29 protein-coding genes are annotated in these 25672 nt (G+C 71.7%); 21 read left to right on the top strand and 8 right to left on the bottom strand.

The annotated features are described in order from the left end of the window. Positions 1–63 precede the first annotated feature (63 nt). Genes ACFV9W_RS24420 through ACFV9W_RS24430 form a run of 3 tightly spaced genes read right to left on the bottom strand, consistent with a single transcriptional unit; the run spans position 64 to position 1639 of the window. A complete protein-coding gene (locus ACFV9W_RS24420; protein ID WP_385764347.1) occupies positions 64–387 on the bottom strand; it encodes a hypothetical protein in 324 nt (107 codons plus the stop codon). Next, entirely contained in the window at positions 384–1058 is a 675-nt protein-coding gene (locus tag ACFV9W_RS24425; protein WP_385764349.1) for an Asp23/Gls24 family envelope stress response protein, read from the bottom strand. Before ACFV9W_RS24425 ends, ACFV9W_RS24420 begins: the two co-directional genes overlap by 4 nt. Next, on the bottom strand, positions 1055–1639 hold the full coding sequence (locus ACFV9W_RS24430; protein ID WP_385764351.1) for an RNA polymerase sigma factor: 585 nt from the start codon (positions 1637–1639) through the stop codon (positions 1055–1057). Before ACFV9W_RS24430 ends, ACFV9W_RS24425 begins: the two co-directional genes overlap by 4 nt. A gap of 252 nt (positions 1640–1891) precedes the next feature. On the opposite strand from ACFV9W_RS24430, the gene ACFV9W_RS24435 reads away from it, so the two are divergent. The 5 genes from ACFV9W_RS24435 (at position 1892) to ACFV9W_RS24455 (ending at position 5104) form a co-directional block, all read left to right on the top strand. Further along, a complete protein-coding gene (locus tag ACFV9W_RS24435) occupies positions 1892–2395 on the top strand; it encodes an Asp23/Gls24 family envelope stress response protein (protein ID WP_385764353.1) in 504 nt (167 codons plus the stop codon). 65 nt (positions 2396–2460) lie between these two features. Next, positions 2461–2652 (top strand): hypothetical protein, encoded by a 192-nt coding sequence (locus ACFV9W_RS24440; RefSeq protein WP_385764450.1) that lies wholly within the window; start codon positions 2461–2463, stop codon positions 2650–2652. Beyond that, on the top strand, positions 2649–3632 hold the full coding sequence (locus ACFV9W_RS24445) for a DUF6286 domain-containing protein (RefSeq protein WP_385764355.1): 984 nt from the start codon (positions 2649–2651) through the stop codon (positions 3630–3632). The genes ACFV9W_RS24440 and ACFV9W_RS24445 overlap by 4 nt, the downstream gene beginning before the upstream one ends. Then, positions 3622–4209 carry a hypothetical protein gene (locus ACFV9W_RS24450; protein ID WP_385764357.1) on the top strand — a complete coding sequence of 196 codons (588 nt, stop codon included), beginning with the start codon at positions 3622–3624 and terminating at the stop codon, positions 4207–4209. Before ACFV9W_RS24445 ends, ACFV9W_RS24450 begins: the two co-directional genes overlap by 11 nt. Before the next feature lie 70 nt (positions 4210–4279). Then, positions 4280–5104 (top strand): YihY/virulence factor BrkB family protein, encoded by an 825-nt coding sequence (locus ACFV9W_RS24455; RefSeq protein WP_385764359.1) that lies wholly within the window; start codon positions 4280–4282, stop codon positions 5102–5104. On the opposite strand, the gene ACFV9W_RS24460 is transcribed toward ACFV9W_RS24455, so the two are convergent. Then, complete coding sequence (locus ACFV9W_RS24460) at positions 5101–6549, bottom strand: MFS transporter (RefSeq protein WP_385764361.1); 1449 nt, start codon at positions 6547–6549, stop codon at positions 5101–5103. The two genes, ACFV9W_RS24455 and ACFV9W_RS24460, sit on opposite strands and share 4 nt — an antisense overlap. 258 nt (positions 6550–6807) lie before the next feature. Between ACFV9W_RS24460 and ACFV9W_RS24465 the strand changes: the two genes are divergently transcribed. The 4 genes from ACFV9W_RS24465 to ACFV9W_RS24480 all read left to right on the top strand — a co-directional run bounded on the left by ACFV9W_RS24465 (position 6808) and on the right by ACFV9W_RS24480 (position 11153). Next, positions 6808–8385, top strand: coding sequence for a GMC oxidoreductase (locus tag ACFV9W_RS24465; protein WP_385764363.1), 1578 nt, complete (start codon positions 6808–6810; stop codon positions 8383–8385). Positions 8386–8436: 51 nt separating this feature from the next. Beyond that, positions 8437–8835 (top strand): DUF6379 domain-containing protein, encoded by a 399-nt coding sequence (locus tag ACFV9W_RS24470; protein WP_385764366.1) that lies wholly within the window; start codon positions 8437–8439, stop codon positions 8833–8835. Next, positions 8832–9734, top strand: coding sequence for a sugar phosphate isomerase/epimerase family protein (locus ACFV9W_RS24475; protein WP_385764368.1), 903 nt, complete (start codon positions 8832–8834; stop codon positions 9732–9734). The genes ACFV9W_RS24470 and ACFV9W_RS24475 overlap by 4 nt, the downstream gene beginning before the upstream one ends. Positions 9735–9824: 90 nt before the next feature. Further along, positions 9825–11153, top strand: a complete 1329-nt coding sequence (locus tag ACFV9W_RS24480; protein WP_385764370.1) for an ROK family protein — start codon at positions 9825–9827, stop codon at positions 11151–11153. A 12-nt stretch (positions 11154–11165) separates the two neighbouring features. On the opposite strand, the gene ACFV9W_RS24485 is transcribed toward ACFV9W_RS24480, so the two are convergent. Further along, positions 11166–12404 carry an FAD-dependent oxidoreductase gene (locus ACFV9W_RS24485; protein ID WP_385764372.1) on the bottom strand — a complete coding sequence of 413 codons (1239 nt, stop codon included), beginning with the start codon at positions 12402–12404 and terminating at the stop codon, positions 11166–11168. A 192-nt stretch (positions 12405–12596) separates the two neighbouring features. On the opposite strand from ACFV9W_RS24485, the gene ACFV9W_RS24490 reads away from it, so the two are divergent. Then, positions 12597–13259: a TetR/AcrR family transcriptional regulator gene (locus ACFV9W_RS24490; RefSeq protein WP_385764373.1), complete on the top strand. Its 663-nt coding sequence runs from the start codon at positions 12597–12599 to the stop codon at positions 13257–13259. 18 nt (positions 13260–13277) lie between these two features. On the opposite strand, the gene ACFV9W_RS24495 is transcribed toward ACFV9W_RS24490, so the two are convergent. Then, positions 13278–13934, bottom strand: coding sequence for a GntR family transcriptional regulator (locus ACFV9W_RS24495; RefSeq protein ID WP_385764375.1), 657 nt, complete (start codon positions 13932–13934; stop codon positions 13278–13280). Positions 13935–14110: 176 nt separating this feature from the next. Here ACFV9W_RS24495 and ACFV9W_RS24500 point away from each other — a divergent pair, with 176 nt between their 5' ends. The 6 genes from ACFV9W_RS24500 (at position 14111) to ACFV9W_RS24525 (ending at position 19179) form a co-directional block, all read left to right on the top strand. Beyond that, complete coding sequence (locus tag ACFV9W_RS24500) at positions 14111–14551, top strand: hypothetical protein (protein ID WP_385764377.1); 441 nt, start codon at positions 14111–14113, stop codon at positions 14549–14551. A gap of 171 nt (positions 14552–14722) precedes the next feature. Then, positions 14723–14806, top strand: coding sequence for a putative leader peptide (locus ACFV9W_RS24505; protein WP_385764442.1), 84 nt, complete (start codon positions 14723–14725; stop codon positions 14804–14806). Between the two features lie 155 nt (positions 14807–14961). Then, on the top strand, positions 14962–16077 hold the full coding sequence (gene sfnG / locus ACFV9W_RS24510) for a dimethylsulfone monooxygenase SfnG (protein ID WP_385764379.1): 1116 nt from the start codon (positions 14962–14964) through the stop codon (positions 16075–16077). Between the two features lie 78 nt (positions 16078–16155). Next, entirely contained in the window at positions 16156–17373 is a 1218-nt protein-coding gene (locus ACFV9W_RS24515) for an acyl-CoA dehydrogenase family protein (protein ID WP_385764381.1), read from the top strand. A 61-nt stretch (positions 17374–17434) separates the two neighbouring features. Further along, the gene (gene ssuE, locus ACFV9W_RS24520; RefSeq protein ID WP_385764383.1) at positions 17435–17989 is read left to right on the top strand and encodes an NADPH-dependent FMN reductase; all 555 of its coding nucleotides are present in this window, start codon (positions 17435–17437) and stop codon (positions 17987–17989) included. 5 nt (positions 17990–17994) lie between these two features. Next, positions 17995–19179 carry an SfnB family sulfur acquisition oxidoreductase gene (locus ACFV9W_RS24525; protein WP_385764385.1) on the top strand — a complete coding sequence of 395 codons (1185 nt, stop codon included), beginning with the start codon at positions 17995–17997 and terminating at the stop codon, positions 19177–19179. Positions 19180–19201: 22 nt separating this feature from the next. Here the strand turns inward: ACFV9W_RS24525 and ACFV9W_RS24530 are convergent, their stop codons facing one another. Next, positions 19202–19864 (bottom strand): type III effector protein, encoded by a 663-nt coding sequence (locus ACFV9W_RS24530; RefSeq protein ID WP_385764387.1) that lies wholly within the window; start codon positions 19862–19864, stop codon positions 19202–19204. A 221-nt stretch (positions 19865–20085) separates the two neighbouring features. Here ACFV9W_RS24530 and ACFV9W_RS24535 point away from each other — a divergent pair, with 221 nt between their 5' ends. The 3 genes from ACFV9W_RS24535 (at position 20086) to ACFV9W_RS24545 (ending at position 21586) form a co-directional block, all read left to right on the top strand. Then, a complete protein-coding gene (locus ACFV9W_RS24535; protein WP_385764389.1) occupies positions 20086–20517 on the top strand; it encodes an Hsp20/alpha crystallin family protein in 432 nt (143 codons plus the stop codon). 153 nt (positions 20518–20670) lie between these two features. Beyond that, positions 20671–21066, top strand: coding sequence for a DUF2267 domain-containing protein (locus ACFV9W_RS24540; RefSeq protein ID WP_385764391.1), 396 nt, complete (start codon positions 20671–20673; stop codon positions 21064–21066). A gap of 139 nt (positions 21067–21205) precedes the next feature. After that, the gene (locus tag ACFV9W_RS24545; RefSeq protein ID WP_385764444.1) at positions 21206–21586 is read left to right on the top strand and encodes a DUF2267 domain-containing protein; all 381 of its coding nucleotides are present in this window, start codon (positions 21206–21208) and stop codon (positions 21584–21586) included. A 60-nt stretch (positions 21587–21646) separates the two neighbouring features. On the opposite strand, the gene ACFV9W_RS24550 is transcribed toward ACFV9W_RS24545, so the two are convergent. Then, a complete protein-coding gene (locus ACFV9W_RS24550) occupies positions 21647–22000 on the bottom strand; it encodes a hypothetical protein (RefSeq protein WP_385764393.1) in 354 nt (117 codons plus the stop codon). Between the two features lie 294 nt (positions 22001–22294). Here ACFV9W_RS24550 and ACFV9W_RS24555 point away from each other — a divergent pair, with 294 nt between their 5' ends. Next, positions 22295–23824 carry an ABC transporter substrate-binding protein gene (locus ACFV9W_RS24555; RefSeq protein ID WP_385764395.1) on the top strand — a complete coding sequence of 510 codons (1530 nt, stop codon included), beginning with the start codon at positions 22295–22297 and terminating at the stop codon, positions 23822–23824. A 10-nt stretch (positions 23825–23834) separates the two neighbouring features. Then, on the top strand, positions 23835–25637 hold the full coding sequence (locus ACFV9W_RS24560) for an ABC transporter permease subunit (protein WP_385764446.1): 1803 nt from the start codon (positions 23835–23837) through the stop codon (positions 25635–25637). Positions 25638–25672 lie beyond the last annotated feature (35 nt).

Here is a 25672-nt window from a genome sequence, read left to right on the forward strand (position 1 = left end):
GCCCGCGCGCTGTGCTACATCGCCTTCGTGGTGAAGTCCGCGACCGCCGAGACGGTGGTGCGGTCAGACCAGTCCCGTGATGGTGACGGTCACGTGTGCCCGCCCGCGCTGATCCGGGACGGCCTTGGCCAGTTGCTCCTCGGCCGTCCGGCAGGCGGCGCGGGCCACGTCCACCGTGCGGGAGCGGGCGAGCGCGACGAGCTGGATCTCGATGCGCCAGGTGCCGTCGGCGCCCCGCGGAGGGGTGAGGCGCACGCCCGACGGCCCGCCGAGCGCGGAGCGCAGGCGTCCGGCGAGATCGGGCTTGAGGAAGGCCACCCCGGGCACATCGGTCACGGCGCGGGCGATGTCGGCGGTGAGGTGTTCGGGGGCGCCGGTGGTGGTCATCGGGCTCGTCCCTCCTGGCCATCGGTGGTGCTGTCGGTGGCGTCGGTGCCATCAGTGACGTCGGTGCTGTCGGTGGCGTCGATGAGGTCGGTGACGCGGATGTGCACGGCCGTGACGGGCATACCGAGGTCGCGGTCTGCCGCTTGCCACACCCTCGTACGGACATCCTCCGCGAGGTCGGGGAGGGAAGCGTCGACCGGTGCGTGGATCTCGAGTGCGACCTCGACCCGGTCCGGTGCCTGTGGCCCGGGCAGCGGCCGCAGGCGGCAGGAGCCGGCCCGCACACCGGGCACGGTCTCCGCGGCCGCACGCAGGGACCGTGCCGCGACCGCCTCCATGACCCACAGGTCCTCGTCGGCCTCTCCCAGGGGCAGCGGGCGGCCAGGACGCAGTTCGAGTCGTACGACGTCCATGACACGGCGGGTCAGCGCGGCTGCGGCGTCGTGGCCGGGGGCGTCGTCCAGGGAGTGCTCGCGCAGGTCGCGCACCGCGGACTCCAGCTGGTCGAGGTCCTGGACGGCGGCCCGGCAGTGCGGGCAGGCGTGCAGGTGCGGGTCGTCCGCACCCTCCTCCCACACCGACCACACCTGGGACAGGAGGCGGCCGCACGGCAGCCGCTCGTCGTCGGCGTCCTCGGAGTGGGTGTTGGGCGGGTCGGTGTGAGCGGTCATCGCCAGGCCCCCAGTGCTTGAGTCAGGCTGCGTCGTGCGCGGAAGACACGGGCGCGGACAGCTTCCTGGCTGATCCCGACCGCGTCCGCGATGAAGTCGTAGGGCCGGCCGTCCAGTTCGCGCAGCACCCAGCACGCACGCTGTTCGGCCGACAGCTGGTCGAGGGCCGCGCCCAGTTCGCGTACGGCGTCGCGGGCCTCGGTGATCCGGGCCGGCGAGACCGTGTGCTCGGGCGCGGGCACCTCCGCGGCCGTCTCCAGCGGCACGACCGGCCTGCGGGAGCGCAGGATGTTCAGGCACCGGTTGGTGACGATGCGGTACGTCCAGGTGCCGAACGACGCCGAGCCGTGGAACTCGGGGAGCCGCCGCCACGCGCTGACGAAGGCGTCCTGTACGGCGTCCTCCGCCTCGGTAGGCGTGCCGAGCAGCCGTGTGGCCAGCCGCAGCAGCGCCGGAGCATGCCGCTGGACGAGAACGGCGAAGGCCTCCTCGTCCCCTTCCGCGGCCCGGACCGCCAGCAGCGCGTCATCGGTCGCGCTGCCGCCCTCCGGCGGTGCGGTATCTCTGCGGGCACCCGCCACTGAGTGGCTCCTCTCGTGTCTTCCTGACTGTTGGACACACCTGCGCCGCATCTGTGACGCGGCAATTCGAGGTCGGTCGGGTCGGCCGCGACGCAGCCGGTGACATCGATGAAACCCGTGGGACCGGCGCGACGGAGGAAGCCTCGGCCGGGGCCCGCCGAAAAGTTCTTCCAGTCGGCGCGTCACAGATGCGTCCGGGGCGGGTCTATCCACGTAAGGACATGTCACCGACCGCAGGAAGAAGGACACGCCATGAGCACGAACACGCAGAGCGCACCGGCCGCCAAGAACGTGCCGCTGGAGCGGTCCGGCAGGACGGAGCAGACGACGGCCGTGTTCGGCGGCGCGACGGGAGCCGACCAGCCCGCGGCCGACCGCGGCAGGACGTCCATCGCGGATGTCGTCGTGGTGAAGATCGCCGGCATCGCCGCGCGGGAGATTCCCGGCGTCCACGACATGGGCGGCGGCCTCTCGCGCACCATCGGCGCCGTACGGGACCGGGTGCCGGGTGGGCGGCCGAACATCGGCCGGGGTGTGAAGGTCGAGGTCGGCGAGCGGCAGACGGCCGTCGACATCGACCTGGTCGTCGAGTACGGCGTCCCGATCGCGGACCTGGCCCGCGATGTGCGCGAGAACGTGATCTCCGCCGTGGAGCGCATCACCGGCCTGGAGGTGGTGGAGGTGAACGTCACGATCAACGACGTCCACCTGCCCGAGGACGACGAGGCCCCCGCCGCGGAGAACCGCGTGGAGTGACCGGCTGCTCGTACGTACGCGGCCGGGGCCCGGGGCGCCGGCCGAGAAGGGGTGAGGTGACAGTGGTGGCAGTGACCAGAGCGATGACCGGGATGCTCGCCGGGATGGCGTTGGCCTTTGCGGGGTACTTCGGGGGCTTCGGGGCGTTCCTGCTCGTGGCTGCCCTCGGCGCGCTGGGCGGTGCGGTGGGGCACTGGTTCGATGCCGGCGGGCGGGTCGAGGAGTTGCTCGACCGTCGGCAACGGAGCCGGCGATGACCGAGGCCGCCGAGCGGGGCACGACGGTCGTATCGGACCGGGCCGTACGCAGGATCGCCGGACGTGCGGCCGGGGAGGTCGCACCCGCCGTCGGCGGCAGCGGGACGGGTTCCGCGACCGTGCGCGGACGCCGGGCGGACGTCGGGGTGAAGGTGGCGGTGCCGTTCCCGGCGCCGCTGTCCGAAGCGGCACGCAGGATTCAGGACCATGTCACCCGGCGCACAGGCGAGTTGACGGGCCTTCGCGTCGGTCCCGCACGGGTTCATGTCACCGGCCTCCTGCCCGCACCAGCCGCGAGGACCGCAGCGGTGTCCGCGCCGGGCTCCGACACACGTGCCACGGACCGGGACTCCGAGAACTCAGTGGGCTCAGTGGGCTCAGGTTCCCGCACACCATTGCGCTGGTGGTCGCCGCGCGGCCTGCCGACGGCGCTGCTCGCCCTGGTGGCGGCCACCGCCTGCTGCGCACTGGCGGTCGACATGATCAGGGTGCATTGGGCACACCTCCCGGCCGCCTCCTGGCGCACCGATACGCTCCACTGGCTGGAGGGGCACGGCCCGAACACCCTCTTGATCGGCGTCGCCGCCGGTGCGCTCGCGGTCCTCGGAGCCCTGATGATCGCCCTGGCGGTCGGCCCCGGGCGCCGCGGCCTGCTCACCGTGACCTCCAGCACCGCACGGGTGCGGGCGGCCATGGACCGCACGGCGATCGCGCTCGTGGTGCGCGATGCCGCGGGGGACGTCCCGGGGATCGACACCATACGCGTCCGGGTACGTCGGCGCCGCGTTGTCGTCCGTGCCCAACTGGCCTTCGGGGACAAGACGATCGCACGACGCGACATCCGGGCCGCGGCACATCAGGTACTCGACGGTTGCTGCCTGCGACGCCCGCCGGGGCTGCGCGTCAAGGTCCGTGCCGACGGCCCCCGACCGGTAGAAGCATCCCGCCAGCAGAAGGGCCGTGGCACTGATGCCCCGTAGCCGTACGCTCCTGAACCGGGTCGCGCTGGCCCTGGGCGGCCTGGTCGCCGTGGCGGCAGGCGGTTGGCTCTGCCTGGGGCGCACGTCATGGCGGTCCGCCGTCCCCGAGCGGTGGTCCGCCCTCGGCGCCCACACCCCGCTCGTCACCCCTGAGCGCCTGGCCTCACTGCGTGGCCAGGAATGGTGGACGCCCACCGTCATGGCCGCCTCGGCCGTCGCCGCCGTACTGCTCGCCTGGTGGGGTGCGCGGCAACTGCGCACCGGAAGGCGGCGGTTGGTGGCGCTGCCCACCTCACGAAGCCATCTGCACACCCGCGCTCTGGAGGAGACACTCGCCGCTCTCGTGGAGGACGTCGACGGCGTCGCCCATTGCCGACCCCGGGTCCGGGGCGGGGCGCGAACAGGTCGGCTCGACGCCGTGGTGCGCGTACGCCTTCACCATGACACCACACCCTCCACCGTCCTCCCCCCGCTCACCCGGATCGCGAACGACACGGGGGACACTCTCGCCCCGTACCGTTTCCGCATGCACATCCGCTTCTCCGCACGCTCGCACCGCAGGCCGCATGTCCGCTGACCCGCACGCCCTCGACGGAACGCCGCACGGGCGGGACCCGCGCCCCCTCCCCTCACGAGGTGACAGTCGCATGTCCGTCTGGCGGGCCGCGCTGCGCCGTACACCGGTGTCGATGTGGCGTGACGACCTGTCGGACTCCGCGGCCGCGCTCACGTACTACGCGATCCTGACCGTACTGCCCTCCCTGCTGGTCATCTCCCTGGCGTTCAGCCTCATCAGCCCGGCGACGGCCGAGGAGTTCATCGCCCACGTCAGCGCGTACGCTCCCGGCCAGTCCGGCACCCAGCTCCACGACGTCCTGTCGCGAGCGCTGAGCCACGGCACGGCTGCCTGGACCCTACTGGCAGGCGGCGCGGTCAGCGCGCTGTGGTCGGCCTCCAGTTACCTCGCGGTGTTCCGGCGCGCGGTCCACCGCATGCACCGGGTCGCGGACCGCCGCTCGACCTGGCACAAGGCCCACCGCATCCTGGGCACGGCGCTCGCCCTGCTCGGCATCCTCGTCCTCAGCGCCCTGGTGCTCCTGATGACAGGCCCGGTCGCCGAGACGCTGGGCCGCTACCTCGGTCTCGACACCGCCGCCGCGTGGGCGTGGAGCCTGCTGCGCTGGCCCATGCTGCTCTGCGTGGTCGCCCTGCTCGTCGTCATCGTCTTCCGCACCGGCCCCGCGCAGGCCCGCGCCCGCGCCCACAGCATCCCCGGCGGCGCCCTGGCCGCCTTCCTGTGGCTGTGCGCCTCCGCAGGATTCGCTCTCTACACCTCGGAGTTGAGCACCTACAGCAGGCTCTACGGCTCGCTGGCGGGCGCGGTGGTCTTCCTCATCTGGCTGTGGTTGTCCAACCTGGCGCTGCTCACCGGTGCGCAGTTCACCGCGGAGCTCAGCGAGCTGGAGCGCTAACCCCCCTCCCTGACCCGCACGTTCTCCGCCTTGATGGCCGGCAGCTTCGACTCCAGGGAGTACGTCGCGATCACCGCCGCCTGGAGTGCGGCCACCACGATGGGCAGGCCGATGAACAGCCAGGCGATGCCGTCGCTCACGGACGAAGTGACCGAGCCGGGGCTGTAGTCGATGGCCGCCAGGCCCCACGCCAGGCAGGCCGAACCCAGCGCGGCGCCGATCTTGGTGCTCATGCTGTAGCCGGCGAACAGCAGGCCCTCGTCGCGGCGGCCGCTGCGCCACTCGTGCCACTCCGCGCTGTCGGCGACCAGGGCCGGTCCGGCCACGAAGCCAAGTCCTCCGACCAGGTTCGCGACGAAGAAGACCGCGGTGCAGGCAACGAGGTCGTCCCGCAGGAAGAACAGCAGGGCGCTGAGCACGATGCACACCACCAGCCCGACGAGGATGCCGCGGCGCTGGCCCAGCAGGCGCAGGAGGCGCGCGGTCAGCAGCGAACCGAACACCGCCGAGAGCGAGAACGCCAGCAGGATGACCGGGACCGCCGTCGGCTTGTGCAGGACGTGCAGTGCGAAGTAGACGGCGCCGCCCGTGATGATGCCGAGCCGCGCGAAGGACAGGACCGAGAAGGCGAAGACGGACAGCCAGGGGCGGTTTTGTGCCAGGGCCTTGATCGAGGTCCAGATCCCGGCGCCGCCCTCCGTGGTGTGCGGGGCGGCGGGTACGCGCTCGTTGACGAGGCCGTGGACCGCCCAGAAGAGGGCCATGCCCACCACCGCGTACAGGCCGATGGTCCAGGCGAACCCGGCGCGCGACGTCGACGAACCGCCGAACAAGGTGATCAGTGGCTGGGTCGCCGTGGACACCACGACGAGGCCGATACCGACACCGAAGGAGCGCATGCCCGCGAGCTGCATCCGCGTCCCGGAGTCCCGCGTGGCCATCGCCATGAGCGCGCCGTACGGGACGTTGACCAGCGAGTACGCCAGGCCGACCAGGACGAACGTCACGTACGCGTAGATCACCGCGGCCGTTCCGCCGCCGCCGGGCGTGAGGAACGTCAGGAGGGTCAGCACGCCGAGCAGCGGGGCGCCGAAGAGGAGATAGGGGCGGGCGCGGCCCCACCGTGTGCTCGTGCGGTCGACCAGCAGGCCGACGGCGGGGTCGAAGAAGGCGTCGAGGAGACGGGCGATCAGCATCAGCACGCCGACCGTTCCCGCCGCGATGCCGGCGACGTCGGTGTAGAAGAAGAGCAGGTAGCTGGAGATGGTCGTCCATGTCAGGTTGGACGCCACGTCCCCCAGCGCGAAGGCGGCGCGTTCGCCGCGGCGCACCGCGCGCGGGTCGTCCGCCACATCGAGCGGTCTGTCGGCGACGCCGTCGCCCTCGGCGGGAGCCGGCCGTGCCGAATCCCTGCCGGGCGTTTCGGGCTTCCTGGTGCTGCTCATCATCGAGTCCTTCACCTCAGCGTCGTTGCCTGGGTCGTTGCCTGGATGGCGTGTTGCGCATCTTGTGTGCCTGACGGACCTAAGTCAACGCTTCGCGCGGAATCAATCGCGCGCGATCAACTGCCCTTCAGGGGCCTTACTGGGAGGCCGGGTCTACACACGGCCATCCTTGCCTTAAGTTCCTCACGCACTTAAGTTGTGCGCGTTCGCTCCGAAGCACGTGGCATCCGCGCTCCGTGCGGCGCCCGAGGAGGCCCCATGCCCCGTTCCCCCAGTGCCGGATTTCCCGCCGCAGTCGACGTCGCGATCGTCGGCAGCGGCCCCGCGGGCGCCGCGTACGCGCGGGTGCTGAGCGAGCGCGCTCCTCAGTTGCGGCTCGCCGTCTTCGAGGCCGGGCCGCTGATCAGTGACCCGCCGGGCACGCACGTGAAGAACATCGCCGACACCGAACGGCGGGCCCGAGCGCAGCGCGACTCCGAGGGGCCGCGACCGCTCGCCCGGGCCGCATCGACCGACACCATGGACGACTACGCCGCCGACCGGGCGAGGTTGCAGCGGCCGGGAACGTTCCTGCTCCCGAGCGGGCCCTGGAACGGGCCTCAGGGAGACGGCGACACCGGGATGCCCGCCGCGGCCATGTCCAGCAACGTCGGCGGCATGGGCGCGCACTGGACCGGCGCCTGCCCGCGTCCGGGTAACGGTGAAGTCATCGGATTCCTACCGGAGTTGGGGGCGTGGCTGGACGAGGCCGAGCGGTTGCTCGACGTGTCCGCCGAGGTGCTGGCCGACGCGCCGTTCGCCGACGAGGTCCGCAAGCGGCTCTCCGTCGCCCTCGACCACGATCGCGCCGGCGACCGGCAGGTGCAGGCGATGCCGATGGCCGTGCGGCGTACGGCGGACGGCCGGTCGTTGTGGTGCGGCGCCGACACCGTCTTCGGTGATGTCACGCGGGACAATCCGCGTTTCGAGCTGTTCGCCGAGGCGTTGGTGACTCGGGTCGTGCTCGACGAGGACGAGGACAGGGACGGGCGCCAGGGCGGGCCGTCCGTGCGTGGTGTGCGGGTGCGCGACCGGCGTACCGGCACCGAGCACGAGGTGGCGGCCCGGTACGTCGTGGTGGCAGGTGACAGCCTGCGCACCCCGCAGCTCCTCCACGCCTCCGGTGTCCGGCCCGCCGCCCTCGGCCGCCACCTCAACGATCAGCCCCAACTCGTGTACGCCGTACGGATGCGGGACCTGCCCGACCTGCCGCCCGCCGCGGGCGACGGGGTGGGTGTGTCGGCCGGCAGTGGCGTGGCCTGGGTGCCGTACACCGACGCGCATCCGTACCACGGACAGGTCATGCAGCTCGACGCCTCGCCGGTGCCGCTGGCGGACGACGATCTGGCGCCCGGTTCCGTGGTGGGCCTCGGATGGTTCTGCGCCAAGGAGTTGCGGGCCGAGGACCGGATCGCCTTCCGGGACGACGAGGTGGACGGCTACGGCATGCCCGCGATGGAACTCCATTACCGGCTCACGGAGGCGGACCTGGCGGCCATCGACGGTGCCCGCACCGAGATCCTGCGCGCGGCGGCGGCCCTCGGCGAGCCGCTCGACGACACACCACCGCTGCTCTTCCCCGCCGGAGCGTCGCTGCACTACCAGGGCACCGTACGGATGGGTGACACCGACGACGGGGCCTCGGTGTGCGATCCCACCAGCCAAGTGTGGGGCGTGCGCGGCCTGTTCGTCGCCGGGAACGGTGTCATCCCCACCGCCACCGCCTGCAATCCGACACTGACGTCGGTCGCCCTCGCCGTCGGCGGCGCGCGCAGTATCGCGGCCGCCGAAAGCTGACCCCCACCTACCCCGTTCCTACTCACCGGGTTCCTACCCACCGGAGGCTCCATGCTCGACCGGGACATCATCCAGAGCCGCAGCGTACGCAACGTGCGCGTCGACGGCGAGACCATCGGCTTCCAGTTCCAGCTGCGCATGCCGAACTACCGCGGCCTGTGGGGCAGCCTCATCGAAGGTGTCTCGGTGCGGGTCGGTGACCTGCACTGGGACCGCGAGACACCACGGTGGACGCTTCAGGGCCGCGAGTTCACCTGTGCCGAACTGCGCACCTCGACCGATGTCCGCTGGCAGCTCGACGAGCCGGCCGTCATCACCGTCCCGCACCCCGGCGGTCTGCCGGCGGGTGTGCACCTCGTCGAGGTCGACATCGCCCTCCAAGCCCCGTACATCCCCGCCGAGTTCCAGCCCTCGGTCTTCCACGACGAGCGAAAGGTCACGCTCCTGTGACGAGTGGCCACAACACCTTCCAGTACGGCGTCTCCCTCTACAGCTACACGGGAGACATGTACACCCTGCTCACCCTCGACGACGCCATGGCCCACATCGCCGACATCGGCGCGAGCGGCATCGAGATCCTCGGCGAGGGCAACATCAGCGGCTATCCCACGCCGAGCACCCGGTGGATCGACGACTGGCACGCCGGTCTCGAACAGCACGGCCTGACCGCCACCAACTACGGCTCCTGGATCGACTCCCGGATGTGGCAGCACCGCGACCTGACCGTCGACGAGGGTGTCACCATCCTGCGCAGGGACCTCGGCCTCGCCGCCACCCTCGGCTTCACCACCCTGCGCCCGAAGATCGGTGTGATCTCGCAGGAGCTCAAGCCGCACCCCATCTGGGAGGCGGTCATCGAGCGCGTCCTGGACCACGCCGCCGGGCTCGACATCGTCATCTGCCCCGAGATCCACGCACCCACCCCCATCAAGCACGAGGTCGTCGACGACTACCTCGCCTTCATCGAACGCACCGGCACCGACCACTTCCGGCTCCTCATCGACACCGGTGTCTTCCAGCGCGCGGCCACCGACGCACACCACGCGGGGCTCGACGAGGAGGCCCAGGAGGCCGGCTGGCGCCGTCCCCTCGCCGTGCCGATGGCGGATCTGGTGGCGGTCCTGCCGTATGTCGCCTTCATCCAGGCGAAGTTCTTCGACATCACGGACGAGCTGACGGACCCGCACATCCCGTGGCCCGAGATCGTCGGGACACTCGTCGAGCACGGCTACACCGGCTACCTCTCCAGCGAGTACGAGGGCGACCGGATCCCCGCCCGGTCCATCGAGCAGGTCCGCCGCCAGCACGCGCTGCTGCGGAAGCTGGAGCGGGAGGCCCGAGGGCGTTGAGTCCCGTACCCCCGCCCCGCACCAGGGCGGGGGCCCGCTGTCGTAACATCGCGTGACAAGGCAACCGTGGACACGACGAACGGGGAAGACATGGGGCGCCCGGTCCCGCTCGGCGGCGTTCCGGCACCGGAGCAGCCGACGCGGTTCTTCCCGGCCGCCACCCTGCCGACGCTGGAGGCCGCGCCGCTGGCGATAGTCGTCAACCTCGTCCGCACGGGCCGCGCCACCACCCGGCCCGAACTTGTCACCATGACAGGGCTCAGCCGCAAGGTCGTCGCCCAGCGCGTCGACCAGGCCATCGAGTCGGGGCTGCTCGAGGACGGCGAGCTGGCGGCGTCGTCCGGCGGCCGGCAGGCACGGACGCTGCGCTTCCGGACCGACGCCGGACACATCTACGCCGCGGCCATCGGGGCGTCCGAGTTCCACGCCGCGATCATGGACCTGTCCGGTACGACCATCGCCTCGCACCACGAGGACTGGGACGTCGACGCCGGGCCCGGGCCCACCATGGAGCGCGTGCAGTCGGCGTTCGCCGCGCTGGCCGCGAAGACCGGGCTCGGCAGGCCGTGGGCCATCGGCATCGGCGTGCCGGGGCCCGTCGAGTTCGCCACAGGACGTCTCGTCGAGCCGCCCATCATGCCCGGCTGGGACGGCTTCAGCGTGCGTTCCTGGCTGCGCGAGCACTACGACGCGCCGGTCTGGGTCGACAACGACGTGAACCTGATGGCTCTAGGCGAGTGGACGCGAGGCGCTCCGCGCGACGGCCGGGACATGCTGTTCATCAAGGTGGGCACCGGCATCGGGGCGGGTCTGGTGGCGGGCGGCCGGCTGCTGCGGGGCGACCGCGGGGCCGCGGGCGACATCGGCCACACCCACATCACCGACGACCCGTCGGCCGTCTGCCGCTGCGGTCAGACCGGCTGCCTGGAAGCGGTCGCGAGCGGCTGGTCGATGCTCGACGAGTCCCTGCGCCGGGTGGCCGAGAGCCCGTACCTGTCCAAGGTCCTCGCGCGCAGCGGCCGGCTGACGCTCGGTGAGATCGGCGCCGCCGCGGTCACCGGCGACGCCCTGGCCCTGGAAATGATCGAGACCCGGTCCCGCCTGGTCGCCGACGTCATCGCCAACCTGGTCAACTTCTGCAACCCCGGCGTCCTCGTCCTCGGCGGCGGCGTCCTGCGCACCGGGCCCCGCTTCCTGGACCACGTCACGTCGACGGTCCGCGCCCGGTGCATCCGCCTCGTGACCGCCGGCCTGACGATCCGTGCCGCGTCGCTCGACCACCGCGAGGGCGTCATCGGCGCGGGCCTCCTCGCCGCGTCCGGCATCTTCTCGACGGCCCCGCTGACGCACTGGGTGGAGACCGGCACACCGCTCGGCCACGCGACGACGCTGCAGCGCTTGTCGGCCGAACTCACTTGATACGACGGCCAGTTACCCGCGCACAGCGGTGAAGGCCCGCTCCGCGAGCTCGATCTCCTCCAACTGCTTCAGGATCTCCCCCGGTGTCCGCTCGCCGACGACCTTCTGCAACAGCGGCGTGTGGTCGAGGACGGCGTCGCGCAGCGGGCGCAGCGGAGCCGGCACGTGGTGGAACACCTTGCCGAGCGCCCAGGCGGTCTGCGACTGCCGGGCGGTGTGCGGCTTGCGCGGCGCCTCGAAGGCTTCGAGGGCCCGGCGTACGGCGACGCGATCGCCGAGGTCCACACCCGCCAGGCGCCGACCGAGGAAATAGCCGTCCTCGGTCGCCATCCCGGCTCCGTAGGCGGCGTACGGGGAGGTGGGGTGGGCGGCGTCGCCGATGAGGGTGACCCTGCCCTTCGCCCACTGCTTGAGCGGCCTGCGATCCCTCAGCGGCCAGCTCTGCACATGGCCGGGGTCGGTCGCGGCGATGAGCCGCGGCAGCGGATCGGGGAAGCCGCGGGCCAGGCGGGCTGCGGCGCCGTGCAGATCGTCCGGCACCGGTCGGTCGATGTCGTGGGCGCTGAGCACCCACCACTGGAATCCGTCACGGCCCTTGCTGCGGATGGCCGTCCAAGCGCCCTGAACGGTGGCGCTGTGGGTCAGCACGCACAGCCCCTTGGGCGCGGCGACGGTCCCGGCGAGGGTGTAGCCCCCGTAGAGCTGCAGATGGTGCGGGCGGATCGGGGTGTCGCCCCAAAGGGTGCGCCGGACCAGGGAGTTGATGCCGTCGGCGCCGATCAGGACGTCGGCCTCGTGGACGGATCCGTCGCCCAGCTGCAACCGGACGGCGCGGTCGTCCTGCTCCACCCTTTCCAGTGTGTGACCGGTGCGCAGCACACCCGGTGGGAGCGCGGCCAGCAGCCGCTCGTACAGGTCCGGGCGGAGCAGCCCGATGAACCCGCCGCCGTAGTCGCGCACGACGTGCTCGGGCAGCCGGACCCGGACCCGTCGCTTGCCGCGCACATTGCGGAACTCGCTCTGGCACGGGGCCCCGAGGTCCTCGGTGTCCACGCCGAGCAGGCCGAGGGCTTTGATGGGCGCGGGCCACAGATTGAGGATGTTGCCGGCCGGCCGGGCCTCGGCGTGCCTCTCGAAGAGCGTGACCTCGTGGCCCGCCTGGTGGGCGGAGAGCGCGGCGGCCATGCCGGCGGGTCCGGCACCGACGACGGCGACCCGGCCGGGCCGCCGGAGGGAAGGAGCGTCTGGCATGAGGCCTCTCCTGATGCGAATCCTGATGCGAAGGACGGGCCGGCGCGCGGAGGACCCTCCTCACCGTCGCCCGGGAAAGCGTAGTGCGCAGTACGGTTTCTGTTCGGAGGTCATTAGACCGGTCCGACCGGGCCACATGTCAATGGGCGCGAGCAGGATTTCCCCCGGAGAGCAGGAGCGAGAATGGCCCGCATGCCCACCACCGCACACCACACCGACGACCTGGAGATCCGCGAGCCGCGCCAGGAACGCACCCGCCGCGCGTGGGCCCGCGTCCTGGACGCCGGCGTCGCCCTCGTCGAGGAGGGCGGCTATGAGGCGTTCACCATCGCCGCCCTCTGCGAGCGGGCGCAGGTCGCCCCCAGGGCCCTGTACGACCGCACCACGAACAAGGACGCCCTGTTCCTCGCCGTCTACGAGCACGGCATCTCCCGCGTCACCGCCGACGAGGAGCCCTTCCGTGACCCGGACCGGTGGCAGGGCATGCCCGCGGACGAACTGATCACGGCCGCCGTCACTCAGCTGACGACCCTCTTCAGGCAGCACGCGGCCTTCCTCAAACCCGTGCTCCTGCTGTCCGGCGCCCACCCCGAAGTCCTGCGTCGCGGCCGGGCCCATGTGCACGCCCTCGCCGACACGTTCACCGCGCTCCTGCTCAACGTCCGCGACCGGATCACGCACCCGCACCCCGAGGAGGCCGCACGCCAGTGCTTCGCCACGGTCTTCTCCGCGTGCGTCGTACGCACCGCGCACGGGTCGGACTTCGCCACCGAGGCGGTGGACCACGACACCTTCACCGCCCACCTGGCACTCACGGCCTGCCGCGGCCTGCTGGCCACCGCGCCGGGCGCGTAGTGAACGGCTGGACGCCGGTCACCCTCCCCGGTGCCCGCTTCCTGGTGCGGTCAACGCGAGGTACGACAGCCGGAGGTGGGCCTCCATGATGGCGCGTGCCGCGGCGGCGTCGCGCTGGGCGATGGCGTTCACCAGTTCGCGGTGGTCCTGGAGGCTGCGCGTGAGCTGGTGGTCGCTGTAGAGCTGGAAGGAGCCCAGCATCATCGGCGCGCGGGCGAGGTTGACCGCGATGCCGTAGAGCCGCGGGGAGGCGGCGCATTGCAGGACGAGAAGGTGGAACTCGTGGTTGTCGTGGGCCAGTTCGTCGCGGAAACCGGCGGCCTGGCCCTTCGCGGAGCCTTCCATCCGGTCGCACAGCTGGTGGAGCTGTGCGAGCTGCTCGTCGGTGCGGCGTTCCGCGGCGAGCTGGGCGGCGTACGGCTCGAGCATGGAGCGGATCGCCATGACCTCGGTGGCGTCGCTGTCGGTCCATGACGCCACGAAGGCGCCGCGGTTGGCCTCGATGGTGACGAGGCCGTCCTCGCTGAGCCTGCGGAGCGCCGTACGCACCGGGGTGCGGCTGACACCGTATTCGGCGCGCAGGTTCTCTTCGACGAGATGCTCGCCGGGGGCGAGTCGGCCGGTCTGGATGGAGGACTTCAGGGCCAGATAGATCGCGTCCGCTGGTCGTCCCAACCCTGTTCGCCTCCTCATGCCCGGTGCCCCCGGCAACCCTAGCCGACTAGCGAACCGCCCCTGTGGCTTCGGGGTGCGGAAGTCCGAGCAGGTCAAGGGTGCTCTCGCCGGCGCGGATCCGGTCCCGGAAGGCGGCCTCCTTGGCGGCCCGGGCCTCGGGGGCGGGGGCCGCGGCGATGACCCGGACCGGCGACTACCTCGCCGACAGCATCGAACCGGCCGCCGAGGCGGGCCTGTTGGATCTGACACCCCCGGACGCCGAGCTCGGCCCGCATGTGCGGCTGTGCCCGGCCCCGGGGCACACACCCGGCAACACGGCCGTCCTCGTCACCGGCTCCCGGGCGCGGATGCTGCTCACCGGCGACATCCTCCACCACCCGCTCCAACTGATGGACCCGGACAACAGCACCCGCTACTGCGTCGACCCCGCCCTCTCAGCACACACCCGCAGGCGGACGCTGGACTGGCTGGCCGACACCGGAATCGCGATGCTGCCCGCACACTTCGCCGCCCCGTCCGCCGGTCGCGTCGACCGCCGCGGCTCCGGGTTCACCTTCACCCCTGCCGTCGACCTCCATCGACCGGGCCGGTACGTGGCGGCGGGCGGCGCCGGATAGCACGATTCCAGCTGTTCGGCCCGCATCACGGATGAATGCGCCGGGATTCGAGGGGCGTTCAAGGCGTTCAAGGATTTCCCTGTAACACCTTCGTGAATTCAATGGTCCGCGAGACGAGAACGGTCGGGTTTTCCTTGACGGTTCTCCACGGCTGCTGCAACCATCAACGGCATGAAGCAGCGACTGGACCTCACGCGGCGACGCCACGTCGACCTCGCACGCGTCTCCAGCGCCTCCTGTTGCGCCGCGGCCTGACCACTCCGCCGCAGATCACGCCCTTCACCGCCTGAACCGGGTATGCCCGCGCGCCCTTTGCGGCGCCGCCGCGCCCGTTCTCGGCTCATTCATGTGCCCGTGCACGACCGTCGATTTCGGCGTGCCCGAAAACATTCCGCACCAGGAGTTCCGCGATGTCCGCAGCGCCCGTGAAATTCGCGTACTGGGTCCCCAATGTCAGTGGTGGACTCGTCACCAGCACGATCGAACAACGCACCGACTGGGGGTACGAGTACAACCGCGAACTCGCCGTCCTCGCCGAGAACAACGGCTTCGAATACGCGCTCAGCCAGGTCCGCTACATGGCCAGCTACGGCGCCGAGTTCCAGCACGAGACGACCGGCTTCAGCCTCGCCCTGCTGCTCGCCACCCAGCGCCTGAAGGTCATCGCCGCCGTCCACCCCGGCCTGTGGCATCCCGGCGTCCTCGCCAAGTTCGGCGCCACCGCCGACCACCTGTCCAACGGCCGCTTCGCCGTGAACGTCGTGTCCGGCTGGTTCAAGGGCGAGTTCACCGCACTCGGCGAACCCTGGCTGGAGCACGACGAACGCTACCGCCGCTCCGAGGAGTTCATCCGCGCCCTGCGCCAGATCTGGACCGAGGACCGCACCGAACTCGCCGGCGACTTCTACCGGGTGCGCGACTTCTCCCTCAAGCCGAAGCCGCTCAACACCCCCGAACGCCCGCACCCGGAGATCTTCCAGGGCGGCAACTCCACCGCCGCCCGCGCCATGGCCGGCCGGGTCTCAGACTGGTACTTCTCCAACGGCAAGGACTACGACGGGGTGATCGAGCAGATCGACGACGTCCGCAAGTCCGCCGCCGAAGTCGGCCGTACGCCACCGAAGTTCGGCCTCAACGGCTTCCTGATCGCCCGCGACACCGAGGCCGAGGCCCGAGACACCCTCCGGGAGATCGTCGCCAAGGCCGACACCGAGGCCGTCGAGGGCTTCGGCGCCGCCGTAAAACAGGCCGGCCGGGCCACGTCCGACGGCAAGGGCATGTGGCAGGACTCCGGCTTCGAGGACCTCGTCCAGTACAACGACGGCTTCCGCACCGGGCTGATCGGCACCCCCGAGCAGATCGCCGAACGCATCGTCGCCTACAAGCGGCTCGGCGTCGACCTCCTCCTGCTCGGCTTCCTGCACTACCACGAGGAGGTCGAGTACTTCGGCAAGCGTGTGCTCCCCCTCGTACGCGAGCTGGAGGCCCAACTCCCCGACCCAGAGCCCGAGTCCGCCCTCGCGTGACACACCGCAGCGCACCGCCACGCACCGCCGCGCACCACACCGCACCGCACCGCACCGCACCGCGAAAGAGGTAACCCCATGAGCACCGCCACCCCTACCGACTGGCACACACGGCCCGCCCCCGCCACCGCCGAGGAGTGGGTCGCCCGCGCCGCCGAGGTGTCCGCCGTCCTCGCCACCGACGCCGCCGCCCGCGACCGGGCCGGCGCCACTCCCCACGCCGAAGTACGGCTCCTCAAGGACTCCGGCCTGGTCACCCTGCTCGGCCCCGTCGAGCACGGAGGCGCCGGGCAGGACTGGACCACCGCCTACCGGGTGGTGCGCGAGGTCGCCAAGGCCGACGGCTCCATCGGCCAGCTCCTCGGCTACCACTACCTGTGGAACTGGGCCGCCCGGCTGGTCGGCACCCGCGAACAGTGGGAGCACGTCGAGGCCGAAGCCGCCCGCAACCAGTGGTTCTTCGGCGGCGCGGTCAACCCGCGCGACCAGGACGTGGTCGTCACCGAGGACGGCGACGACCTCGTCTTCACCGGCCGCAAGTCCTTCTCCACCGGCAGCAAGGTCTCCGACGTCACCGTCCTTGAAGGTGTCTTCGAAGGCACCGACCAGCACGTCTTCGCGATCGTCCCGTCCGACAGCGCGGGCCTGACCTTCCACGACGACTGGGACAACATCGGCCAGCGCCTCACCGAGAGCGGCGGTGTCACCCTCGACGGCGTCCGCACCCCCTGGTCATCGGCGGCGGGCTACGTCGACAAGAAGTTCAAGGCGCGCGTCTACAACACCCTCAACGTTCCCACCATCCAGCTCGTGTTCGTCAGCTTCTACCTCGGCGTCGCGGCCGGCGCCCTGGAGACCGCCGCCACCTACACGCGCACCAAGTCCCGTTCCTGGCTGCACGGCGGGTACGACCGCGCGGTCGACGAGCCGTACGTCATCGACATCTACGGCGACCTGACCGCCAAGCTGTGGGCGGCGGAGGCCCTTGCGGACGCGGTCGCCGCCGAAGGACAGCGGCTGCACGACGACCCGGACGCCGTCACCCCCGAGATCCGCGGCGCCTTCGAGGTCCGCGTCGCCGCGGCCAAGGCGCGGGCGACCGACGTCGCCCTGGAGGTCGGCAACCGGATCTTCGAGGTCACCGGTGCCCGCTCCACCGCCGGCGCGGAGGGCCTGGACCGCTTCTGGCGCAACGTACGCACTCACACCCTGCACGACCCCGTCGCCTACAAGCGCCGCGAGGTCGGCCGCTGGGTCCTGGAGGGCGAGCTGCCCGAACCCACCTGGTACTCCTGACCGTTCCCTTCCGGGCGCCCATCCCGCACGGGCGCCCCGGCTCCCAGAAAGAGACACCCCCATGGCCACCGTCCTTTCCGTCTCCGGCAGCCCCTCCGCCACCTCCCGCACCGGCCGCCTCCTGCGCCACCTCGACCGGCAGCTGGCCGCTCAGGGGCACGACGTGATTCCCTTCGACGTCCGTACCGTCCCGGCGGAAGCACTGCTGGGCGCCGACCCGCGCCACCCCGCGATCGTCGAGGCCGGTGAACTGTTCGCCCGCGCCGACGGCGTCGTCGTCGGCACACCGGTCTACAAGGCGTCGTACTCCGGCGTCCTCAAGGCACTCCTCGACCTGCTCCCGCAGTACGCGCTCGCCGGCAAGACCGTGCTGCCGCTCGCCACCGGCGGCTCCGTCGCCCACGTCCTCGCCATCGACTACGCGCTCCGTCCGGTGCTGTCCTCGATGGGCGCGGCCCACATCGTGCAGGGCTGGTTCACCCTCGACAAGGACATCTCGGTGCGCGAGGACGGCACCCTCGCGCTCGCACCGGCCGTCACCGAGGCCCTGTATCCGATCGTCGACCAGTTCTCGGCCGCGCTCGGGCACCGGCCCGTCCTGGCCGCGGCGGGCTGACCCCGATGAGCGCACATGTCATCACCGACGACACCGAAGCCCTCGCCGTCGCCACGGCTCTCGCCGACGAGTTCCGCACCGGGGCCGCCGAACGGGATGCGGCACGCAGGCTCCCCACCGCCGAACTGGACCGGCTGTCGCGGTCCGGCCTGCTCGGCGTGACCGTCCCCGCGGAACACGGCGGCGCCGACGTCAGCACCCTGACACTCGCGGAGATCTTCCGACTGCTCGGCTCGGCCGACGGCAGCCTCGCACAGATCCCGCAGAGCCACTTCGTGTACGCGAATGTCATCCGCCGGCAGGGCGACGAGGAGCAGCGGAAGTTCTTCTTCGCCGAACTCCTCGCCGGGCGCCGCTTCGGCAACGCCCAGTCGGAGGCGGGCACCCGGCACGTCCAGGACATCCGCACCCGCCTCACACCCCGGCCCGACGGCTCCTACCTGCTCACCGGCGACAAGCACTACTCCACCGGCGCGCTGTTCGCCCACTGGATCCCCGTCCTCGCCCTGTCCGATGACGACCGCCCGCACGTCGCCTACGTCCCCCGGGAGGCCGACGGGCTCACGGTGATCGACGACTGGGACGGCATGGGCCAGCGGACGACCGCGAGCGGCACCGTCCGACTGGAGGGCGTGGTGGTGCCCGCCGACCGGGTCCTGCCGCACCACCTGACGTTCCGGGGCCCTCAACTGCACGGCGCGGTCGCCCAGTTGCTGCACGCGGCCATCGACGTCGGCATCACCCGGGGCGCACTGACCGAGGCGTCCGAGTTCGTGCGGACCAAGAGCCGCCCCTGGTTCGAGAGCGGGCTCGACACCGCCGCAGAGGACCCGCTACTCATCCAGCGATTCGGCGAGCTCGCCCTCGAAGAGCGCGCGGCCGTGGCGCTGTTGCGCGAAGCCGCCCGGACGGTCGACGAGGCGCGTGCCCACCTCACTGACGAGTCCGCCGCCGAGGCGTCCATCGCGGTGGCCGCCGCGAAGGTGCGGGCGGCCGAGGCGGCAGTGTCCGTGGCCAGCGCACTGTTCGAGGTCTCAGGAACGCGTTCGTCGCTCAACTCCCTGAACCTGCACCGGCATTGGCGGGACGCCCGCACCCACACCCTGCACGATCCGACCCGCTGGAAGATCCAGCACATCGGCCGGTACGTACTCAACGGCACCCTGCCGCCCCGTCACGGACTGCTCTGACGGCGCGGCGAGGATCGCCTTGCTAGCGGGCTTCCGAGTCCGTCGCGGGGTCGGAGTTCGTCAGGGCATCGAGTTGCGCGGCGAGGTCGGCGTGGCCGGGAGTGAGGTGGGGGCGGGTGGCGTTGAGGGGGTGGACGAGCGCGGCGGGGTCGTCGTCGGCGAGGGCCTCGTGGAGCCGGCCGAGCGGATTGCGGGCCGCCGTAGGCAAGTCGGTGAGGGCCGTGACCTGGCCTGCGATGCGGCGCAGGTCGGCCGCGTGGCGGCGGGCCCAGGTCGCGGTGGTGCGCTCGGCGGCGCGGCGCTCGCGGGTGGCCTGGACGCGTTGTTCCCCGGTGGTTCCGGCGGGGCCGGGCTGCCCCCGTAGGTAACGGCGCTCGGCGGCCTGGCGGCTGGCGACGCCGAGGGGGTGAGCGAGGTCGGCCCAGCTGGCACCCGCCTGGCGGGCCGTTTCGATCAGCCCGGTCTCCCATCCGGCGAGCTGCTCCCGGACCTGCCGCAACAGCAGCAGCGAAGCCAGGGCCTGAGCCGCGCCGACGTCGTGCGTCTCGGCGGCACCGCCCGGGGCCTGGCGCCCGGCGGTGTGCAGCGCGTCGTCAATCGCTTCGAGGGCCGCGGCGGCGGCGAGGAACGACGCCGGGCTCGGCGCGTCGGCACTGGACGACGCCGACCGATCGGCCGGTTTCATGGGCGCCTCCCTTGGTTGGTCACCTGGTCGGCCGGTTGGGCCGTCCGGCCAGCTCTCCAGCAGCTCGTCCCGCATGCCATTCGGCATGTCACCCGACAGCTCGATCCGGCGTGTCATCGATTCGACGACACCTTGTTTGTCATCCATTGGATGACATGCTACAACAGTGTCAGTGAAGCGCATTGGCAGCAACTGCCCGAACCGCTGGAGGTGTTCTCACCATGTTGATGCGCACTGACCCCTTCCGTGAACTGGACCGGCTGACGCAGCAGCTGATGGAACCGGGCACCTGGTCGAGGCCGTCCCCGATGCCGATGGACGCCTACCGCGAGGGTGACCAGTACGTGGTGGCCTTCGACATCCCCGGCGTCACCGCCGAGGCGATCGACATCGACGTCGAGCGGAACATGCTGACCGTCAAGGTCGAGCGCCGCCCCGTGACGAAGGCCGACGACGTGCAGATGGAGCTGTCGGAGCGGCCGCTGGGCGTCTTCTCCCGCCAGATCGTGCTCGCCGACACACTGGACACCGAGCACATCCAGGCCGACTACGACGCAGGCGTGCTCACCCTGCGCATCCCGATCGCCGAGCGCGCCAAGCCCCGCAAGATCTCCATCAGGGGCGGGTCCGCCCACAAGGAGATCTCGGGCTGATCCGGACCGGCGGGCACCGCCCCGGACCGGCGAGCGTCCCCAGCGACGGAGGACGGGCACCTGATCCCCCCTCGCCCGTCCTCCGCGCCCCGGATCGAGAAGGCCCTACGGGCCGAGGCAGCCGCTCGGCCCTGGGAAGGGGTGACGGCCACGGTGACGATGCGACGCGAAGCGTTCCTCGACCACGTCAAGGAACGCGGCGACTACGACACCCTTGAGGAAGCCGAGCGCGCGGCCCGCGTGGTGCTCGCCCTGCTGGGCGCACATCTGGTCGGCGAAGTACGGGCCCAACTGGCGGCGCGTTTGCCGGAAGGCTTCGCCCTGATCCTCCTCAACCCGCTGCAGAGCGCCGAGCCCCTCTCCCCGGAGCGGTTCGTGCGCGCGACCGCGGCCTGGATCGAGGGCGCGACGAAACGGACCGCGGCGTGGGACGTCAGCGCCGTACTGTCCACGGCCGCGGACGCCGCCGGAGACGACCTCCTCGACGAGATCCTGCTCCAACTCCCCGCGGGCTACGACCTTCTCTTCGGTCACCCGCGGCCCACCTGAACCCCGGTGGCCGCACACGGGCCACCACAACCTCGGCGACAGCGCCAGCGACAGCCCCAGAGACAGAAAGGCAACCCTCGCAGTGATCACCCACCAGAGCAGGCCGCTTCAGCAGCCCTACGGTCAGGCGTACGAACACATGCTGGAGAAGGTCCGCTACGACGGCGCCTACCCCACCCGCGAGAAGGCCGAGGAAGCCGTCCGCCTCGTGCTCGCCGGACTGGGGCGCCAACTGACCGGCGACGAACGTGTCGACCTGGCCGCCCGCCTCCCCCTGGAAGCCGCCCGCATCCTGACCACCCAGATGCCCTCACCCCGGCCGCTGGGCGGCTGGGCCTTCGTCAAGGACCTCGCCACCCGCACCGGCGCCTCTCTGGCCACCACCCGCTGGGACACCGGGTCCGTCTTCTCCGCCGTCGCGGCCTACGCCGGCCCCGATCTGGTCACCCGCATCCTGCGTCAACTCCCCTCCGGCTACGCGCTGTTGTTCGGCCGCGCCGAGCTCACCCGAGCCGCATAGCACTGCCGCCTTCCTTGGGGCGGTGTCCGCGTCGGCCGGACGGGACGCGGGCGAGGTGTCTCAGACGTCGGAAGCAGGAGAGACGGGAGCGGTGGGAGACGTGGTTGGCGGCGCCGGGAGCACGGAGCCCGGCCGGTCCGGGCGCGCCTCGTCGGCACCGGCGGAGTGCCGTGCGGACCGGCGCAGATACATCAGCAGCCCGAGGAACCCGGCGAGAAACCCGTTGATCAACCCGGACACGGCATGGTTGGCCGCGTTGGCCCCGGCGCTCGCGGGCACACCGACGATCAGGTAGTTGACGGCGGCGCTCACCACCGCCCCGATGACACCCCCGATCAGCCCGCTGACGACGGAGACACGCACCGCGGACGGCCGCGGGGCCGATGGCGGGGTGCCGGGGCGGGTTCGGGCCATGACGGTGTCCTCTCGGAGGGGCGGTGTGCCGGTGCCAGGAGTCCTCGGCCGATGGGGGGTGGTGCACCTCCTGGAGGGCACGCGGCGGTATGCGCAACTGTGCTCAAGCAGGGCCCGGTTGGGAATCCTCCGGGTCATCGCGAGTGCGGATGCCGGTGATCCATGGCATGGATGCCGGTGGGTGTCAGCGCCGCCCGGTGATCTGCGGCCGATTGATGAAAATGATTGTCATATGCTAGATTCCCTCACCCGCAGCTTTACCCCTCCATTGCCTCCTCATTGCCTGGATGTGCCGTGCTCCCGCCTGCCCCCGCCACCCGCCGCGCCCTCTCCCGGCGCGGCCTGCTGGCCGCCGTGTCCGCCACCGTGATCGCCGTCCCCGCGCTCTCCGGCTGCTTCGCGTCCTCCGCTCCGTCCGACGGCGCCGGCGAGGGCGGCAAGCGGTTGCGGGTCGCGATGATGCAGCCGCCGCGCTCCGGCCTGTCCCCGCTGAGCGACGACGCGTTCAAGCTCTCGCGCTGGTCGACCGCCGAGACCCTCGTACGGCTCGATGCCGAAGGCGACGCGCAGCCGATGCTGGCCACCAAGTGGCGACAGGACGGCCGCACTTGGACCTTCGAGCTGCGCGAAGGTGTCACCTTCCACGACGGCACGAAGCTCACCGCCACCGACGTCGTACGGTCCCTGCAACGCGCCGTGCGCGCCTCGCCCAAGCCGCGGATCCTCGACGGCGTGGACCTGGACGTGGCCGCCGACGGCGCGCGCGGCGTACGGATCACCACGGCCGACGTCGACCCGCTCGTCCCCCAGCGCCTGTCCTCGCCGCAGCTGTCGATCCTGGCCGCGAAGGCGTACGGGAAGAAGGCGGTGAATCCGGTGGGTGCCGGTACCGGGCCGTTCGAGCTGACCAGGTCCGGCGGCACGAGCTACGCCACGCTCGACCGGTACGACGACTACTGGGGCGGTGCGGCGAAGGCCGCCGGGATCGATGTGAAGTACATCCCCGACGGCACCGCGCGCGCCGCCGCGCTGCGCAGCGGGGAGGCCGACATCGTCGAGGCGATTCCCGTCGCCCAGGCGTCGCTGCTGGAGGAGAACCAGATCACCGAGGTGCCGATGCCGCGCACCAACACCCTTTACCTCAATACGGAGTCGGGGCCGTTCCGCGCCGCCGGGGTACGGGCCGCCGCCCGGGAGGCCATCGACGCACGCTCCCTCGTGAAGGGCGTGTACGAGGGGCGCGCCGACGTCGCCGACGGGCTGCTCGGACCCGCGCTGCCGTGGGCCGGGAAGCTGCGCTCCCAGACCACCGGGCGGGCGAAGGCCACCGACCCGGACGGCGCGGAGATCACCATCGGCACCTTCACCGACCGGGCCGAACTGCCGGAGGTGGCCGCCGTGTTGCAGCAGCCGTTGCGGAAGGCGGGCTTCAAGGTCAAGCTGGAGATCCGCGAGTACGCGAACATCGAAGCCGACGCCCTGGACGGCGAGTTCGACGCCTTCATCCTCTCGCGGGCCACGATCCTCGACTCCGGTGACCCGGCCGCGTACCTCTACAGCGACTTCGCCTCCGACGGTTCCTTCAACATCCCGCAGCTCGCCGACGCCGGAGTGGACACCGCCCTGGACACGGCCGGCGAGACCCCGTCCGGTGACAAGCGGCGCCACAGGATCATGGACGCCGAAGCCGCCGTCCTGAAGACCGACGCCGCGATCCCGATGCTGCACGAGCGGGTGATCCAGGGTGACGCGACGAACGTCGTCGGCTCGATCAAGGACCCGCGTGAGCGGGAACTCGTCGGCGTCGACACGTACGTGAAGTAGGGGCGTCGTGATGCGTGTACACGGGCGTTCGCCCCTGGGGGCGGCCCTGTTCGGTCGTGGTGTCGCGCTCGTGACGGTGGTCGCCTGTGTCGGGCTTTTGCCCTGGCTGTCGGGCAAGGATCCGGCGCTGAGCGTGCTGCGGGCGCGTTCCGCGGAGCAGGAGCCGACGCCCGAGGCGCTCGCCGCGGTGCGCGACGACCTCGGGCTCGGGAACGGTCCGCTGGCTCAGCTCGGCCACTGGCTGGGCGGGCTGACGCGCGGCGAGCTCGGTACGTCCTGGGTGTCGGGCACGGACGTCGCGCCGGGTGTGCTGTCGGCGCTCACCGTGTCGCTGGCCCTGATGGGTGTCTCGCTCGGGGTGGCGCTGCTGCTCGCGGCCGGACTGTGCGCGCGGACCGTGGTGCGCGGGGCCCGCGGGACGCTGACCGGGCGGACGAGTACGGGGGCGGGGGCGGCGATGTTCGCGTCCGTGCCCGAGTTCCTGCTCGCCACCGTGGGGTTGCTGCTGCTCGGGCTCTGGCTCGGGTGGCTGCCCACCTCCGGGTGGAGCGGGCCCCAGGACATGGTGCTGCCCGCCCTCGCCATGGGTGTTCCGGCGGGCGGGCTGCTCGGGCGGCTCGTCTCGGATGCGCTGCCCGGTGCGTACGGGGAACGGTGGGTCGAGCTGTGGCGGGCCTCCGGGGTGTCGTCGCTGCGGATCGCGCTCGCGGGCCTGCGCCGGGCCGTACCGGCCGTGGTGCCTCAACTGGGGCTCGTAGCGGTCGGGTTGACCGGCGGCGCGGTCGCCGTGGAGACGGTCTTCGCGATCCCGGGGATCGGGCGCACCGCCCTGGGCGCGGCCAAGTCGCAGGATGTGCCGCTGCTTCAGGCATGTGTGCTGGCCCTGCTGGCGCTGGGCCTCGCGGCCGGCGCCCTGGCCCATCTGGTGCGTCGGCGACTGCTCGGTCCGAGCCTGCGGGACGCACAACTCTCCCTGGGTGCAACACAGTCGACGCCTGCCACCTGGTCGAGCGTTGCCGTCCCCGCCGTCCTGGGCATCGGTCTCCTCTCCCTCGTCGTCGCGGGCCTGCTGCGCGACCCGTACACGGTGGAGACCGCGGCGCGGCTCGCTCCCCCTTCGCTCACCCACCCGCTGGGCACGGACGGGCTCGGCCGGGACGTCCTCGCCCGGCTCGGGCACGGCGCCGCGTCCACCGTCGGCATGGCCGCCGCCGTCACGGCGGTGAGCGCGCTGACCGGGCTCGCTCTCGGTTTCCTGCCGGTGTTCTCGGCCGGTCTCGCGGATGTCGCCAACGCGCTGCCCCCGGTGATCGTCGGGCTGCTCGTCGCCGCCGCCACGGGGCCCGGTGCCACGGGTGCCGCCCTCGCGGTCGCCCTCACCGCCTGGCCTCCGCTGGCCGCACACGCCGCGACACTGGTCGGCGAGGTGCGAGCCTCCCGATTCCTGGTCACGCAACGGGCGTTGGGCGCGAGCCGCGGCCGCATCCTCACCCGGCACGTCCTGCCCGCCGTCGTCGGACCCGTCACCCGGCACGCGGCACTCCGCCTGCCCGGCACCACACTCGCCCTCGCCTCGCTCGGCTTCCTCGGCCTCGGCGCGCAGCCACCCGCACCGGAGTGGGGCCTGCTGCTCGACGAGTCCCGCGCCTACCTGGAACGGGCCCCGTGGGCAGCGCTCGCCCCCGCCCTTGCGCTGGCCGCACTGGCGGGCCTAGCGGTATCCGTGTCGTCGCTCTCATGGGGCGGCGCCGCGGTCCGCAAGCGGCACGCTCCGCTCCCCTCGGATCCCGTGGCGGCCGCAGCCGGATCCTGAGACCTGACGGCGCCACGCCGCCCTCCCGGTGACAC

This window comes from Streptomyces sp. NPDC059897, assembly GCF_042730865.1.
GTDB lineage: Bacteria > Actinomycetota > Actinomycetes > Streptomycetales > Streptomycetaceae > Streptomyces.

Bases quoted from the DNA above. Each gene is read 5' to 3' on its own strand.
- ACFV9W_RS24420 (WP_385764347.1), bottom strand. From the start codon at position 387: ATGACCACCACCGGCGCCCCCGAACACCTCACCGCCGACATCGCCCGC.
- ACFV9W_RS24425 (WP_385764349.1), bottom strand. From the start codon at position 1,058: ATGACCGCTCACACCGACCCGCCCAACACCCACTCCGAGGACGCCGAC.
- ACFV9W_RS24435 (WP_385764353.1), top strand. From the start codon at position 1,892: ATGAGCACGAACACGCAGAGCGCACCGGCCGCCAAGAACGTGCCGCTG.
- ACFV9W_RS24445 (WP_385764355.1), top strand. From the start codon at position 2,649: ATGACCGAGGCCGCCGAGCGGGGCACGACGGTCGTATCGGACCGGGCC.
- ACFV9W_RS24450 (WP_385764357.1), top strand. From the start codon at position 3,622: ATGCCCCGTAGCCGTACGCTCCTGAACCGGGTCGCGCTGGCCCTGGGC.
- ACFV9W_RS24455 (WP_385764359.1), top strand. From the start codon at position 4,280: ATGTCCGTCTGGCGGGCCGCGCTGCGCCGTACACCGGTGTCGATGTGG.
- ACFV9W_RS24460 (WP_385764361.1), bottom strand. From the start codon at position 6,549: ATGAGCAGCACCAGGAAGCCCGAAACGCCCGGCAGGGATTCGGCACGG.
- ACFV9W_RS24465 (WP_385764363.1), top strand. From the start codon at position 6,808: ATGCCCCGTTCCCCCAGTGCCGGATTTCCCGCCGCAGTCGACGTCGCG.
- ACFV9W_RS24470 (WP_385764366.1), top strand. From the start codon at position 8,437: ATGCTCGACCGGGACATCATCCAGAGCCGCAGCGTACGCAACGTGCGC.
- ACFV9W_RS24480 (WP_385764370.1), top strand. From the start codon at position 9,825: ATGGGGCGCCCGGTCCCGCTCGGCGGCGTTCCGGCACCGGAGCAGCCG.
- ACFV9W_RS24485 (WP_385764372.1), bottom strand. From the start codon at position 12,404: ATGCCAGACGCTCCTTCCCTCCGGCGGCCCGGCCGGGTCGCCGTCGTC.
- ACFV9W_RS24490 (WP_385764373.1), top strand. From the start codon at position 12,597: ATGCCCACCACCGCACACCACACCGACGACCTGGAGATCCGCGAGCCG.
- ACFV9W_RS24500 (WP_385764377.1), top strand. From the start codon at position 14,111: ATGACCCGGACCGGCGACTACCTCGCCGACAGCATCGAACCGGCCGCC.
- ACFV9W_RS24505 (WP_385764442.1), top strand. From the start codon at position 14,723: ATGAAGCAGCGACTGGACCTCACGCGGCGACGCCACGTCGACCTCGCA.
- sfnG (WP_385764379.1), top strand. From the start codon at position 14,962: ATGTCCGCAGCGCCCGTGAAATTCGCGTACTGGGTCCCCAATGTCAGT.
- ACFV9W_RS24515 (WP_385764381.1), top strand. From the start codon at position 16,156: ATGAGCACCGCCACCCCTACCGACTGGCACACACGGCCCGCCCCCGCC.
- ssuE (WP_385764383.1), top strand. From the start codon at position 17,435: ATGGCCACCGTCCTTTCCGTCTCCGGCAGCCCCTCCGCCACCTCCCGC.
- ACFV9W_RS24525 (WP_385764385.1), top strand. From the start codon at position 17,995: ATGAGCGCACATGTCATCACCGACGACACCGAAGCCCTCGCCGTCGCC.
- ACFV9W_RS24530 (WP_385764387.1), bottom strand. From the start codon at position 19,864: ATGAAACCGGCCGATCGGTCGGCGTCGTCCAGTGCCGACGCGCCGAGC.
- ACFV9W_RS24535 (WP_385764389.1), top strand. From the start codon at position 20,086: ATGTTGATGCGCACTGACCCCTTCCGTGAACTGGACCGGCTGACGCAG.
- ACFV9W_RS24545 (WP_385764444.1), top strand. From the start codon at position 21,206: ATGCTGGAGAAGGTCCGCTACGACGGCGCCTACCCCACCCGCGAGAAG.
- ACFV9W_RS24550 (WP_385764393.1), bottom strand. From the start codon at position 22,000: ATGGCCCGAACCCGCCCCGGCACCCCGCCATCGGCCCCGCGGCCGTCC.
- ACFV9W_RS24560 (WP_385764446.1), top strand. From the start codon at position 23,835: ATGCGTGTACACGGGCGTTCGCCCCTGGGGGCGGCCCTGTTCGGTCGT.